Source organism: Streptosporangium lutulentum, from assembly GCF_030811455.1.
GTDB lineage: Bacteria > Actinomycetota > Actinomycetes > Streptosporangiales > Streptosporangiaceae > Streptosporangium > Streptosporangium lutulentum.
Genome location: NZ_JAUSQU010000001.1, coordinates 9,892,599 through 9,904,788, shown reverse-complemented (window position 1 = coordinate 9,904,788; position 12,190 = coordinate 9,892,599). Strand labels below are relative to the sequence as shown.

At 68.5% G+C, this 12,190-nt stretch carries 14 protein-coding genes; 5 read left to right on the top strand and 9 right to left on the bottom strand.

All coding sequences use genetic code 11. The features are described from left to right. Position 1 precedes the first annotated feature (1 nt). A complete protein-coding gene (locus J2853_RS44530; protein ID WP_307567926.1) occupies positions 2-208 on the bottom strand; it encodes a DUF397 domain-containing protein in 207 nt (68 codons plus the stop codon). Next, the gene (locus J2853_RS44525) at positions 199-1,101 is read right to left on the bottom strand and encodes a helix-turn-helix domain-containing protein (protein WP_307567924.1); all 903 of its coding nucleotides are present in this window, start codon (positions 1,099-1,101) and stop codon (positions 199-201) included. Before J2853_RS44525 ends, J2853_RS44530 begins: the two co-directional genes overlap by 10 nt. A gap of 146 nt (positions 1,102-1,247) precedes the next feature. Between J2853_RS44525 and J2853_RS44520 the strand changes: the two genes are divergently transcribed. Continuing rightward, positions 1,248-1,595 carry a hypothetical protein gene (locus J2853_RS44520; RefSeq protein ID WP_307567922.1) on the top strand — a complete coding sequence of 116 codons (348 nt, stop codon included), beginning with the start codon at positions 1,248-1,250 and terminating at the stop codon, positions 1,593-1,595. Beyond that, on the top strand, positions 1,592-2,053 hold the full coding sequence (locus J2853_RS44515) for an ATP-binding protein (RefSeq protein ID WP_307567921.1): 462 nt from the start codon (positions 1,592-1,594) through the stop codon (positions 2,051-2,053). The genes J2853_RS44520 and J2853_RS44515 overlap by 4 nt, the downstream gene beginning before the upstream one ends. Before the next feature lie 216 nt (positions 2,054-2,269). Here the strand turns inward: J2853_RS44515 and J2853_RS44510 are convergent, their stop codons facing one another. The 4 genes from J2853_RS44510 to J2853_RS44495 all read right to left on the bottom strand — a co-directional run bounded on the left by J2853_RS44510 (position 2,270) and on the right by J2853_RS44495 (position 6,125). Next, positions 2,270-3,073: an ABC transporter permease gene (locus J2853_RS44510; protein ID WP_307567919.1), complete on the bottom strand. Its 804-nt coding sequence runs from the start codon at positions 3,071-3,073 to the stop codon at positions 2,270-2,272. A gap of 9 nt (positions 3,074-3,082) precedes the next feature. Then, entirely contained in the window at positions 3,083-3,844 is a 762-nt protein-coding gene (locus J2853_RS44505; protein ID WP_307567917.1) for an ABC transporter permease, read from the bottom strand. Between the two features lie 9 nt (positions 3,845-3,853). Continuing rightward, the gene (locus J2853_RS44500) at positions 3,854-4,831 is read right to left on the bottom strand and encodes an ABC transporter ATP-binding protein (RefSeq protein ID WP_307567915.1); all 978 of its coding nucleotides are present in this window, start codon (positions 4,829-4,831) and stop codon (positions 3,854-3,856) included. 556 nt (positions 4,832-5,387) lie between these two features. Further along, complete coding sequence (locus J2853_RS44495) at positions 5,388-6,125, bottom strand: nuclease-related domain-containing protein (protein WP_307567914.1); 738 nt, start codon at positions 6,123-6,125, stop codon at positions 5,388-5,390. A 216-nt stretch (positions 6,126-6,341) separates the two neighbouring features. Between J2853_RS44495 and J2853_RS44490 the strand changes: the two genes are divergently transcribed. After that, the gene (locus J2853_RS44490; protein WP_307567912.1) at positions 6,342-6,944 is read left to right on the top strand and encodes a TetR/AcrR family transcriptional regulator; all 603 of its coding nucleotides are present in this window, start codon (positions 6,342-6,344) and stop codon (positions 6,942-6,944) included. Positions 6,945-7,180: 236 nt separating this feature from the next. On the opposite strand, the gene J2853_RS44485 is transcribed toward J2853_RS44490, so the two are convergent. From J2853_RS44485 to J2853_RS44475, 3 genes are all read right to left on the bottom strand, one after another. Further along, positions 7,181-8,287, bottom strand: a complete 1,107-nt coding sequence (locus J2853_RS44485) for an acyl-CoA dehydrogenase family protein (RefSeq protein WP_307567911.1) — start codon at positions 8,285-8,287, stop codon at positions 7,181-7,183. A gap of 84 nt (positions 8,288-8,371) precedes the next feature. Further along, positions 8,372-9,547 (bottom strand): acyl-CoA dehydrogenase family protein, encoded by a 1,176-nt coding sequence (locus tag J2853_RS44480; protein ID WP_370879499.1) that lies wholly within the window; start codon positions 9,545-9,547, stop codon positions 8,372-8,374. Between the two features lie 42 nt (positions 9,548-9,589). Further along, the gene (locus tag J2853_RS44475; protein ID WP_307567910.1) at positions 9,590-10,816 is read right to left on the bottom strand and encodes an acyl-CoA dehydrogenase family protein; all 1,227 of its coding nucleotides are present in this window, start codon (positions 10,814-10,816) and stop codon (positions 9,590-9,592) included. A gap of 75 nt (positions 10,817-10,891) precedes the next feature. Between J2853_RS44475 and J2853_RS44470 the strand changes: the two genes are divergently transcribed. Both J2853_RS44470 and J2853_RS44465 read left to right on the top strand, forming a co-directional pair. Further along, positions 10,892-11,452 (top strand): YdeI/OmpD-associated family protein, encoded by a 561-nt coding sequence (locus tag J2853_RS44470; RefSeq protein WP_307567909.1) that lies wholly within the window; start codon positions 10,892-10,894, stop codon positions 11,450-11,452. An 80-nt stretch (positions 11,453-11,532) separates the two neighbouring features. Further along, a complete protein-coding gene (locus J2853_RS44465; RefSeq protein ID WP_307567907.1) occupies positions 11,533-12,117 on the top strand; it encodes a GNAT family N-acetyltransferase in 585 nt (194 codons plus the stop codon). Positions 12,118-12,190 lie beyond the last annotated feature (73 nt).

The following is a 12,190-nucleotide window of genomic DNA, read 5'->3' as shown; positions in this document are numbered from 1 at the left end:
GTTAGGCCAGCCGATCGAACTCTCCAGATTTAATGCCGCCGACGAAGGACCGCCACCCGGCGGGGGTGAGGAGCAGCTTGGGACCGTCAGGGTCCTTGCTGTCACGGACCGCAACCGCACCCGGCAGATTGGAAGCGACCTCGACACACTGACCACCATTGTCGCCAGAAAATGACGACTTCCGCCATACAGCGGCACTCAGATCCATTCCCGCCTCGCTTCCTCGATCATTTTGAGGGACATATGGTCAGGGTAAGCCCATCGGCGTATCGCTTCATAGCGGTTCCATATCGAAGTCGCATGGACAGGGTCAGCCGAAACCTGCCCCTCCGTTGAAGAGTCCACATGAATGGCATCCGGCTGCCCGTTTGGAAGCTCGGCGATCATGAAAGCGCCCAGCATGCCTGACAAGCACTGTTGGTCGACGAGTTGGACGGTAACGGACGGCTGCTGGGTGACCTCAAGTAGATGACCAAGCTGCTCGCGCATCACCTCCGGCCCTCCAACTCGGCGGCGCAGCACCCCCTCATCAATGAGGACTAGGAGCAGAGGGGGATCGTCCCTGTTGATAATGCTCTGGCGCCGTATACGAGCTTCAACGCGCTCTCCCACTTCGTCGGAAGTGATCCGAGGGGCATGGCAGAAGACCTGCCGGGCGTACGCCTCTGTTTGAAGGAGACCGGGGACAAGCAGTGGGTCCCAGGAGCGCAGGACGAGGGCGGTGGGCTCAACTTCCTCAGTCCAGTTCATGAACCAGGCCGGGCTACCCGGACGGGCGACGATGCGCCGGTGCAGTCCGGCGAAGAAAGTGCCGTCACCGTTGCCGAAAAGGCGATCCAGCCGCTCGGCGTCGGACTTGGACGGGGTCCGGGTGGCGGACTCCAGACGGCTCACCTGGGTCTGCGTGCACCCCAGCCGGGAGGCCACGGCAGCCTGGGAGAGCTGAGCCTCCTCACGCAGGCGGCGCATCTCGGCACCGAACCGCACACGAGGGGATCCGGGATCGGGAAATGGCTCGACGCTCATCACATTCCTCCCAAAAACAGAAAAACGGACTTCCTGTTCCACCGGCAATACCAGAACCCGGTTTGAAAAAACCAAAGCCTGTCATTGCCAGCCATCCCCCGGATTGCTTATACGCCATTGTTTCGCCTGCTCCAAGGGCAATCTAAGCACACGTCTTCTCTTTCCGGCATGAAGGAAAAGAAAGACGTCCAAGCGTCCGTCAAACAGGAGCGAGACGAGTAATGCGCGATCAGGAATATGGCTTTTCCCGTTCTGCCAACGCCCACCGGAAGCCTCCGAACCCCGCGACCACGGAGCAGTGGGAGCGGTTCGCCCATCTGGTACGGCTTGGCTGGGACCTGCGCATTCTGGGAGTCCGCACCTCGCTGGTCCTGCCGGTGACCGGGCAGCCCATCCTGGAGATCCATTCGGCGGCCGGCACCCTGGCCCGGATCACGGTCATCCGGCGTTACCACGGCTGGGTGTTCACCTGGCGACCGTGGTGGGCGTGTCTGTGGCGGCGGAGCGAATGGGTGCCTGCGGAGGCCGACAACGCGGCCGACATCGTCATGGCCGAGGTGAGCGCATGAGATCGGAGGAGCGGACCAGGCCCCACGACGGCGACGATGACGGCGCGGCTCCGGAGTCACCCGGTGCGTGCGCGTGGCACAGGGAGTTCCCCGGCGAGGTGTCTTCCGTACCGGCCGCCCGTACCTGGGCGCACGGGCTGCTGGCCGTACGGCTCGCACCTCCGGCGCTCGACGACGTCCTGCTGCTCCTGAGCGAGGTGGTCACCAACGCGGTCACCCACTCCGACTCCGGCCGTACGGCGGACGGGCGGGTGACGGTCCACGTGACGTGCGATCCCGGAGCGGTCCACGTGGAGGTGACCGACGACGGTTCGGCCACCAGCACCCCTGTCGTGCACGTGCCGGACCCCGAGGCCGACGGTGGCCGGGGCCTGTGGCTGGTCGACCTGCTCGCCGCCGCATGGGGGTTCCGTCACGATGGGATGGGCAGGTCGGTCTGGTTCCAGGTGGCGGGATAGTCGTCCCGAACCAGATGGCCGATGGCGCGCACTGGTTTCACCTGGCCGGGCAATCCCCCGAGGGGGCATGACATCGGTCAGTCGTCCCAGGTCGCCCGGCCGTCCTCCTCGGCGACCGGAGTGGCGCGTGAGGGGGCGGACAACGGGCTCCGGGCGTTTCTAGTGCAGCAGACGCGCGCCCACTGCCTTGCGGACCACACGGGTCTCGGGCGGTTTCTAGTGCAGCATGATGCGTGCCCACTGCCTGCGGGCCACGACGAGGCCCAGTGCGCCCAGGACCAGGAGATAGACCACGCTCACGATCATGCCGGAGCCGAGCTGGCCGAGGGCGCAACCTCGGAGCAGCTGGATGGCGTGGTAGAGGGGCAGCGTCTCCACGATGACCTGCACCGGCCGGGGATAGACCGTGACCGGGTAGAACGTCGTCGCGAACAGGAACATCGGCAGCAGCACCAGCTGCACGTACTGGAAGTCGGACCACGTCCTGATGCGCGTCGTCACCGCCAGCCCCGCGCTCCCGAAGGCGAAGGCGACGAGCAGCGTCCCGGCCGCCGTGATCACGGCGTTCGACCAGGAGACCAACCCGAACACGGTGATCACGAGGAGGAACCCCAGCGCGGTGACGAACCCGCGCAGCACCGCCCACGCCACCTCACCGACGACGATCCCGGTGAGGGACACGGGGGTGAAGAGGATCGACTGGTAGAACCTCTCCTGGGTGAACTTGACGAAGGCGCCCTCCATCGTCTCGTGCAGGGCGCTGTTCATGACCGCCGTGGCGAGCAGGCCGGGCGCGACGAACGCGGCGTAGGGGACGTCGACTCCCTCGACATCCCCGACGAGCTGCCCGATGCCGACACCTATGGCCAGCAGGTACAGGATGGGCTCGAAGATCGAGTACATCGCCATGGTCCACGGGTTGCCGCCCGTGTGGACCCGGAGGTTGCGGAACACCAGGAAGTGCGCGCCGCCCCAGCGGGGGACGGCGGACGGCACCCTGATCTCCAGGTTCTGCAGCATGTCGACCCCTCAGACGTGGATGTGGCGCCGGTAGGTGACGAGGGCCACCGCGACGCCCCCGGCCGTGAGCGCGGCCAGATAGCCGACGTGGATCGCGGAGGTGAGCAGGGTGGCGGTGCCCAGGCTCAGGGTGCGGCACAGGTCGACGCCGTGCCACAGCGGCAGGACGTACGCCAGCGGGCGCAGCCAGTCGGGGAGCGTCTCGATGCCGAAGAAGGTCCCGGAGAACAGGTACATCGGCATCAGCACGAACCGGAACACCGTGTTGAGGGCGCCGAACCTGCCGACGGTCACCGTCCAGGCCGCCAGCGGGGCCGCGAAGGCCATACCGGTCAGCAGGGCGGCGGGCACGGTGAGCACGGCCCACGGGGAGCGGGTGGCGCCGAGGGCCGCCATCACCGCGGCGAAGGCCAGCGCGCTCGTCCCGATCCTGAACGCCATGAACAGCATGTGCCCGGCCATGATGTCGCGGGGTTCCAGCGGTGTCGCGGCGGCCACCAGGTAGCTCTTGTCCTGTCGCAGGGAGCCGTGGACCACGAACGCCGCCTCGATGTAGGCGTTCTGCATCGCCGCGGCGGCGAGTATGCCGGGGGCGAAGAACTCCAGGTAGGTCAGGCCGCCGAGTGACGAGGGGTCCACCAGCTGTCCGAGCCCGGCGCCGATGGCCACCAGGAAGAGCAGCGGGTTCGCCACGCTGATGACGATGGTGCTCTTCCAGGTGCGGCGGTAGCGGAGCATCCACGAGGAGAACTCCCGAAGGAACATGGGCATGTGTCCGCCTCAGTCCGTCAGGGTCCGGCCGGACAGACGCAGGAACACGTCCTCCAGCGTCGATCTCCGTACGAGGGCGGTGATCGGGGTCATCCGCGCGACGGTGACCGCGGCCAGCGCCGCCTCGCCGTCGTGCGTGTAGACCAGCACCCGGTCGGGCAACACCTCCACCCGCTCCCCCTCGCCGGGGCGGACCAGGTCGTGGAGCTTCTCCGCGGCCTGCTCGTGCTCGTCGATCCGGAACCTCAGCTCCAGGACCTCGCGCGTCGAGTGCCGCCGGATGAGCTCCTGGGGTGATCCCTCGTCCGCGATGAGCCCCTTGTCCATCACCACCAGGCGGTCGCACAACTGCTCGGCCTCGTCCATGTAGTGGGTGGTGAGCAGCAGCGTCACCCCCTGCTGCTTCAGCCTGAACAGCCGGTCCCACAGCACGTGCCTGGCCTGCGGGTCGAGCCCGGTGGTCGGCTCGTCGAGCAGGAGGATGTCCGGCTCGTTGATCAGGGAGCGGGCGATCGTCAGCCGCCGCCGCATGCCGCCGGACAGCGCCCCCAGCGCCTCGCCCGCCTTCTCCTCCAGCTGCGCGAACTCCAGCAGCCGCTCCGTGCGCTCCCTGATCACCCGGCGGGGCAGCCCGAAGTAGAGGCCGTACATCGTCAGGTTCTCGCGCACGGTGAGATCGGGGTCCAGGACGTCGTCCTGCGGGACCACTCCCAGGCGCGCCCGGATCTTCCGGCCGTCGCGCGCGGGGTCCATGCCGAGGATCCGCAGGGTTCCCTCGGTGGCCGGGGAGACACAGCCGAGCATGCGCATCGTCGAGGACTTGCCCGCCCCGTTGGGGCCGAGGAACCCGAAGGCCTCTCCCCGGTTGACGTGGAAGTCGATCCCCGCCACGGCCCGGAACGCGGTGCCCCGCCTGTCCCTGGGCGGGTACGTCTTCCCGAGCCCCTCCGCCTGAATCAGTGGTGTCTCGCTGCCGTCGCCTGCCATGGACACCTCGTATTCGCGGTACGACCAGTCACGGTACCCATAGAGAGTGGGATATTCGGAACTAGATTTTGCAATAGTTCGTACAACCGGCGCAATATATTTACCGCGCAACGAGACGTCGCACATCGGTCCAGGTGACCGGCGGCGGTCGGCAGGATGGCGGACTCGTCGCCCGGGTGCTCGCCGGCGGCGATGGACCGTGCGAACTCGACGATGAGATGGAGGCAGGGCGCCGGCCCCCTGGCGGGGCGAGGTCCCCGGCCACGATGTTCTCGGCCGCGGTGTTCCCGGCCGCCGGGACGAAGATGCGGACGACGCCGCTCATGGACGTCCGGAAGAGGTCGAGCGGGGTCACCTCGTGCGCCGCCCGCCCAGGTTCCGTGCCAGGTACGCGAAGGCGCCACCCGGGCTCGCATGATCGAACCCCGTCGGGCGCCGATGCTCGGCGGAATGCCCGGCACGTCATCGGGACGCCGATGCCGGAGCGCCCCGCGGGAAGCCGTGCCTCCCGGCCGGAGGGCGCTCCGTGGTCACGGAGCGTCGGTATCCGTGTAGGTCAGCTCATCCGGCGCAGTACCCGGGCGGCGGTCCGGGCGAGCACCTCCACCTGGGACTCGTCGAACTCCGCACGCGGCCCGTTCAGGATCCAGCGCACCACCAGCCGCGGCTTGAGCAGGGTGAGGCCCTCCGCGGTGACCGAGCGCCTGATCACCCCGCCGTGCACGGCGAGCAGCGGCTCGATCGTCACGGGGATGCCCGACTCACGGGACAGCACCTCGGCCAGCGATTCGGAGACCTCGACGAGCGCCTTGGCCACCTTCGACCCGTACTTCTCGCCGAGGAACAGCCGGTCACCGTACCGGGCGATCTCGGTCTCGGGATCCCACGCCTCGTTGTCGACCACCCAGATTCCGCCGGGACCGATGACGAGGTGGTCGATCGAGGCCTTCCCCGGCACCGCGCGGCCTTCGAGGATGTGATAGCCGCGTCTGCGGAGCCTGCGGCGCAGCAGCTTGCCGGTGATGACGTCGCCCCGGCGCTTTCCACGCCAGACCGCCGTGGCGTCGTGCGTCCGCCAGTTCCAGAACATGTCACCGGCTCCGACGAGGAGACCGAACAGGAGCCCGACGACGGGAGCGGAGAGGTTGAACCGGTAGGCCAGGGCGACGCCCACCACCAGTCCGGCCGCGGCCTTGACCCCGGTCATCTTCCTTCGCTGAGCGGCTTCCTTGAGCCAGAACTGCTCGTACATGACCTGGGGCGACAGTCCGTGGACCTGGTCGACAGGTGTCACGTAGATAGATCCGCCTGGCAAAGCGAACCCCCTGGAGGCTCGAACGGTGGATGAGAAGGGGAACGGATCTGCCACGCTGAAGATCCCTCGGACTGGGGATACCCAAGTGGGGGCTCCAGCTATCCGAAGGTGATGAAAGTAACACAACCCAGCCACCCCGCCAGCGGCTCAACCGACCAGTCGGTATGCTTGGCCGCACCACACCAGGGGGGATGGATGACTCAGGACCAGGAGCCGGTACGGCAGCGCCTGCTCAGCGAGGCCACTCGCCTGTTCGCCGAGCAAGGTTTCGAGAGCACGTCGGTGCAGGAGGTCGTGGCGGCGGCCGGCGTCACCAAGGGTGCCATGTACCACTACTTCGACTCCAAAGACGACCTGCTCCACGAGATCTACGGGCGGGTACTGCGCATGCAGATGGAGCGCCTCACCCACTTCGCCGCCGGCCCGGGGCCGGTGGCCGAGCGCCTCTACGCCGCCGCCTCCGATGTCGTGACGACCACCGTGGCCAACCTGAACGACTCCAAGATCTTCTTCCGCTCGATGCACCTGCTCGCGCCCGACACCCGCAAGAGCGTCCGCGCCGAGCGGCGCCTCTACCACGAGCGCTTTCGCGACCTGATCACCGAGGGGCAGCGCGAGGGCACCTTCAGGTCCGACACCCCCGCCGACATCGTCGTCGACTTCTTCTTCGGCTCCGTCCACCACCTGGGCACCTGGTACAGCACGGAGGGCGCGCTCTCCGGCGCCGAACTCGGGGCGCACTTCGCCGACCTGCTGCTCACCTCGCTGCGACCGGATCGGCCGGCACTCCCCGAGTGACCCTCCGCCCGAGCAGGGCGACGAGCCTGCGCGGCAGCTTCGACATGAGATGGGCCTGGACGGAGTTGCCCAGCCCGGGGACCACGTAACCCCGATCGCGGTCAAGCGCGCGCAGCGCGGTCCTGACGACCGCCTCCGACGTCATCTCCCCGCCCGCATCATCGGCATCCTGCTGTACGGCATGAAAGCACGATGACCTCCGGCACGGAGCCGGAGGTCATCGCGTCGACGTGCGGTCAGGCCGGGCCGGGCAGGTCCGCCAGGGCCGCCAGGGCGTCCCGGTGGGCACCGGGGCTGCCGAGCGCGATCTCGGTGGATTTGGCGCGCTTGAGATAGAGGTGCAGCGGGTGCTCCCAGGTCATCCCGATCCCGCCGTGGAGCTGCACGCTCTCCTCGGCCACGTGCACCGCCACCTCCGAACACCAGGACGTGGCCACCGCCGCCGCCAGTTCGCGGCCCTGGACGGCCTCCGCGTCGTGGGACGCGTCCGGTCCCGAATCCGCGGCCAGCAGGTCGGCGGCGTTCCTCGCGGCGGCGCGGGCGCGCACCACGTCCAGCCAGAGATCGGCCATCCGGTGCTTGATCGCCTGGAAGGAGCCGACCGGCCGGGCGAACTGGTGACGCTCCTTGATGTAGGAGAGCGTCGTGCTCAGGCACCACTCGGCGACCCCGAGTTGCTCGGAGGCGAGCAGGCCCGCGCCGAAGCTCAGCACCCGCCGCGCGTCGAAAGCACCGATCGCCTCACCGGGAGTGTCCGAGAACGTGACGGTGGCGATCGGCCGGGTCAGGTCCAGTGACGGCACCACGTCGACCCGGACGTTCTCGGCCCGCACCGCGTAGAGCGCCGTCCCGACGGGCACGAGCAGCACGTCGGCCACATCCGCGCCCGCCACCGCCCGGACCTCCCCGTTCAGGAGCCGCCCGTCCGTGACGGTGACGGTCTCCGGCAGCGGCCGGTACGGCGAGGCCACCATCGACACCGCGAGCGCCGCGGTGGTCTCCCCCGAGGCGAGCTCCTGGATCAGGTTCTTCTCACCGGCCTGCAGCAGGGCTTTCGTGGCGAGCACCGCACTGGTGAGGAACGGGACCGGCGCCACCGACCGCCCCAGTTCCTCCAGCACGACCGCGACCTCCCGCGCCGACGCCCCCGCCCCGCCGTACTCCTCCGGCACGAGCAGGCCGGCCACCCCGATCTCCCGGGACAGAGTCTTCCAGAGGTCCATGTCGTACGGCGTCGCCGACTCGACCCTCTTCAGCACGGCATCGGGTCCGCAACGGTCCGCGAGCAGATCCCGCACGGAGGCCCGGAGCTCCTCCTCGACCTCGGTATACAGCAGCGTCACTGGTCGCTCACCACTCCTCATTCGCTACGCGGCCCGCTCGTTCCTCGCGACCCACTCCACTCACTGCGTCGGGCTCGCTCCGTGTCATCGGGGAAGATCCTTCCAGGGGACGTCCTTGTCGACGCGGGGCTCGGACGGCAGGCCGAGCACGCGCTCGGCGACGATGTTGCGCAGGATCTCCGAGGTGCCGCCCTCGATCGAGTTGCCCTTCGCGCGCAGGTAGCGGTAGCCGGGGCCCCGGCCGAAGAAGTCCACGCTGTCGGAGCGGCGGAAGGACCAGTCGTCGTAGGTCAGCCCCTCCTCCCCCCGCATCTCCAGGTCCAGCCCGGACAACGCCTGGTTGAGCGTGGCGAAGGAGAGCTTCATGCCGGAGCCCTCCGGTCCCGGCTGCCCGGCGGACAACTGCTCACGGAGCCGCGTCCCGGCCAGCCGGGTCACCTCCGCCTCCACCCACAGCCGCAGCAGGCGCTGGTGCAGGTCGTGGGTGCGCAGCTCGGGCCGGGCGCGCCAGGTCTCGGCGACCAGGCCGACCATGCCGCCACCTCGCCGGACCGGCGCGCCGCCGATCGCCACCCGCTCGTTCATGAGCGTGGTCTGGGCGACCCGCCAGCCGTCGCCCACCTCGCCCAGCCGCAGAGAGTCGTCGAGCCGTACCCCCGTCAGGAAGACCTCGTTGAACTCGGCCTCCCCGGTGATCTGCCGGAGCGGCCTGACCTCGACGCCGGGGGCGTGCATGTCGCACACGAAGTAGGTGAGCCCCCGGTGCTTCGGCACGTCCACGTCGGTCCTGGCGACCAGGATCGCCCACCGGGAGTGGTGGGCCCCGGAGGTCCACACCTTCTGCCCGTCCACGACCCACTCGTCACCGTCCCTGACCGCGCGCGTGCCCAGCGTCGCCAGGTCCGATCCGGCGCCGGGCTCGCTGAAGAGCTGGCACCAGATCTCCTCGCCCGTCCACAGCGGGCGCAGGAACCGTTTCCGCTGCTCGTCGGTGCCGAACGTCAGGATCGTCGGCGCCGCCATTCCCAGCCCGATCGTCTGCACCCCCGGGGTGATCTGCGGGGTGTCCGCGAGCTCCCGCTCCACGACGTTCTGCAACTCGCGGGGGGCGCCGAGCCCGCCGAGGCCCTCGGGGAAGTGCACCCAGGCCAGCCCGGCGTCGAACCTGGCTCGCAGGAACTCCAGCCGGTCCCCGGTGGGATCATGCTCGGCCAGGAACGCGGAGACGCGCTCCTGGATCGCCTTTTCGTCCAATGCCACGAACACTCCTTCAACGGGATTCTGGAACGGAGACCATCGGCTTCAGTCGCGGGGAGCCGCCGGAGGCGCCATGTGTTTCTTGAGCTCCCGGTAGGCGAGGGAGCGCTTGTGCACCTCGTCTGGTCCGTCGGCGAGCCTCAGGGACCGCGCCCCCGCCCAGAGGGCCGCCAGCGGGAAGTCCTGGCTGACGCCGCCGGCGCCGTGGGCCTGGATCGCCTTGTCCAGGATCCACTCCACGTCGCGCGGAGTGGCGATCTTGATGATCTGGATCTCGGTGTGGGCCCCTCGGTTGCCGACGGTGTCCATCAGCCAGGCGGTCTTCAGCACGAGCAGGCGAAGCTGCTCGATCCTCACCCGCGACTCGGCGATCCAGTCCTGGACGACCCCCTGCTGGGCGATCGGCGTGCCGAACGTGCTCCGGGACAGGGTTCGCGCGCACATCAGCTCGACGGCCCGCTCGGCCATCCCGATCAGCCGCATGCAGTGGTGGATCCGTCCCGGTCCGAGGCGGGCCTGGGCGATCGAGAAACCGCCGCCCTCCTCCCCGATCAGGTTGTCCACCGGCACCCTGACGTCCTCGAACACGATCTCGGCGTGCCCGCCGTGGTCGGCGTCGGAGTAGCCGAACACGTGCATGCCCCGCTTGACGTGCATGCCGGGTGTGTCGCGCGGCACCAGGATCATCGACTGCTGCCTGTGCGAGGACGCCTCGGGGTCGGTCTTCCCCATCACAATGAAGATCTTGCAGTTGGGGTTCATCGCACCGGAGGCGAACCACTTCCGCCCGTTGATCACATACTCGGAGCCGTCCCTGACGATCGACAGCGCGATGTTCGTGGCGTCCGAGGACGCCACCTCGGGCTCGGTCATCGCGAACGCCGACCGGATCCGCCCGTTCAGCAGCGGCTCCAGCCACTCCTTGCGCTGCCATTCGTTGCCGAACATGGAGAGGACCTCCATGTTGCCGGTGTCCGGGGCGGCGCAGTTCGTCGCGGTGGGAGCGATCCGGGGTGAGCGGCCCATGATCTCGGCCAGCGGCGCGTACTGCAGGTTGGTCAGCCCCGCGCCGTGCTCCCCCGGCAGGAACAGGTTCCACAGGCCCCGCCTGCGCGCCTCCTCCTTGAGATCCTCCATCAGCGGTGGACTGGCCCAGCCGCTTGTCGCCGCCTGGGCCTCGAAGGCCTCCTCGGCCGGGTACACACATTCATCCATGAAGTCGAGCAGCCGTCCCCGCAGCTTCTCGGTTTCGGCGTCGAACGCGAAGTCCATGGGCCCTCCTCAGGTCTTCCAGGAGCGTACCGACCGGCCGGTATGGATGTCGACACGCCCTCTATTCTGAACGGCATGGAGCCCATCTTCTTCGCCGCCCCAGAAGACTTCCGCCTCTGGCTGGAGAAGCATCACACCACCGAGACCGAGCTCCTGGTCGGTTTCTTTAAGAAAGGCACCGGCCGTCCCAGCATCACCTGGCCGGAGTCCGTTGACCAGGCTCTCTGCTTCGGCTGGATCGACGGGGTCCGCAGGACCATCGACGCCGAGAGCTACTCCATCCGCTTCACCCCGCGGAAAACCCGCAGCACGTGGAGCGCGGTCAACATCGCCAAGGTCGCGGAGCTCACCGAACTGGGCTTGATGCATCCCGCGGGCGTCAGCGCCTTCGAGCGGCGCACCGAGGAGAACTCCCTCCTCTACTCCCACGAGCGGAGCCAGGACCCCGCCCTGACCCCGGAACAGGAGCATCGCTTCCGGGCCGAGACGACCGCCTGGACATGGTTCCAGGGCCAGCCACCCGGCTATCGCAGGACGGCGCTGCACTGGGTGACCGCCGCCAAAAGACCGGAGACCAGGGAGAAGCGCCTCACACAGCTGATCGAGGACTCCGCTCAGGGCCGCAGGCTCAGCTAGCCGGACCCCGGAGTGGTCCCGAGAAAACACGCGGGAGTGGACCTTAGAGCAGGTCCACTTTCAGCCCTAAGGTCGTGTTCATGACCGCGAACACACCTGATCCCGTCACTCTCGAAGGCGACGTCGTACGGCTGGAGCCGCTGAGCCTCACCCACATCCCCGACCTGTTCCTGGCCGGCGGCGGCGACGACGAGGTGTGGCGCTGGATGCCGACGCCGGCGCCGCACAGCGAGGCCGAACTGACGGAGATCGCGGCCGGGCTGATCGAGAAGCCCGGCGTGGTGCCGTTCACGGTGATCCTCAAGGAGACCGGCCGGGCGGTCGGCTGGACCACCTATCACGACGTCCCCGGATTCGACGACAGCATCGAGATCGGCTGGACCTGGTACGGCAGGACCGTCTGGCGCTCGGCCGTGAACACCGAGTGCAAGATCCTGCTGATCGACCACGCCTTCGACAAGCTGGGCGCGAACCGCGTCATGCTCAAGACCGACATCCTCAACATCCGCTCCCAGACCGCGATCCGGCGCATCGGAGGCGTCGCGGAGGGCGTGCTGCGCCGCCACCGGCGCCGCCCGGACGGCACCTGGCGTGACACCGCCTACTTCAGCATCCTCGACGACGAGTGGCCCGCCCACCGCGCGCGGCTCACCCGGCTCACATAACCTCACCCGGCAGGCGTTCCGCGCGGGAGTTCGCGACCACCGGCCCGGCCCACCTCACCGCGCCTCACCCGGC

What these genes read in the sequence shown, in the direction of transcription:
- J2853_RS44530 (WP_307567926.1), bottom strand. Translation starts at nt 208, where the DNA reads ATGGATCTGAGTGCCGCTGTATGGCGGAAGTCGTCATTTTCTGGCGAC.
- J2853_RS44520 (WP_307567922.1), top strand. Translation starts at nt 1,248, where the DNA reads ATGCGCGATCAGGAATATGGCTTTTCCCGTTCTGCCAACGCCCACCGG.
- J2853_RS44515 (WP_307567921.1), top strand. Translation starts at nt 1,592, where the DNA reads ATGAGATCGGAGGAGCGGACCAGGCCCCACGACGGCGACGATGACGGC.
- J2853_RS44510 (WP_307567919.1), bottom strand. Translation starts at nt 3,073, where the DNA reads ATGCTGCAGAACCTGGAGATCAGGGTGCCGTCCGCCGTCCCCCGCTGG.
- J2853_RS44505 (WP_307567917.1), bottom strand. Translation starts at nt 3,844, where the DNA reads ATGCCCATGTTCCTTCGGGAGTTCTCCTCGTGGATGCTCCGCTACCGC.
- J2853_RS44500 (WP_307567915.1), bottom strand. Translation starts at nt 4,831, where the DNA reads ATGGCAGGCGACGGCAGCGAGACACCACTGATTCAGGCGGAGGGGCTC.
- J2853_RS44490 (WP_307567912.1), top strand. Translation starts at nt 6,342, where the DNA reads ATGACTCAGGACCAGGAGCCGGTACGGCAGCGCCTGCTCAGCGAGGCC.
- J2853_RS44475 (WP_307567910.1), bottom strand. Translation starts at nt 10,816, where the DNA reads ATGGACTTCGCGTTCGACGCCGAAACCGAGAAGCTGCGGGGACGGCTG.
- J2853_RS44470 (WP_307567909.1), top strand. Translation starts at nt 10,892, where the DNA reads ATGGAGCCCATCTTCTTCGCCGCCCCAGAAGACTTCCGCCTCTGGCTG.
- J2853_RS44465 (WP_307567907.1), top strand. Translation starts at nt 11,533, where the DNA reads ATGACCGCGAACACACCTGATCCCGTCACTCTCGAAGGCGACGTCGTA.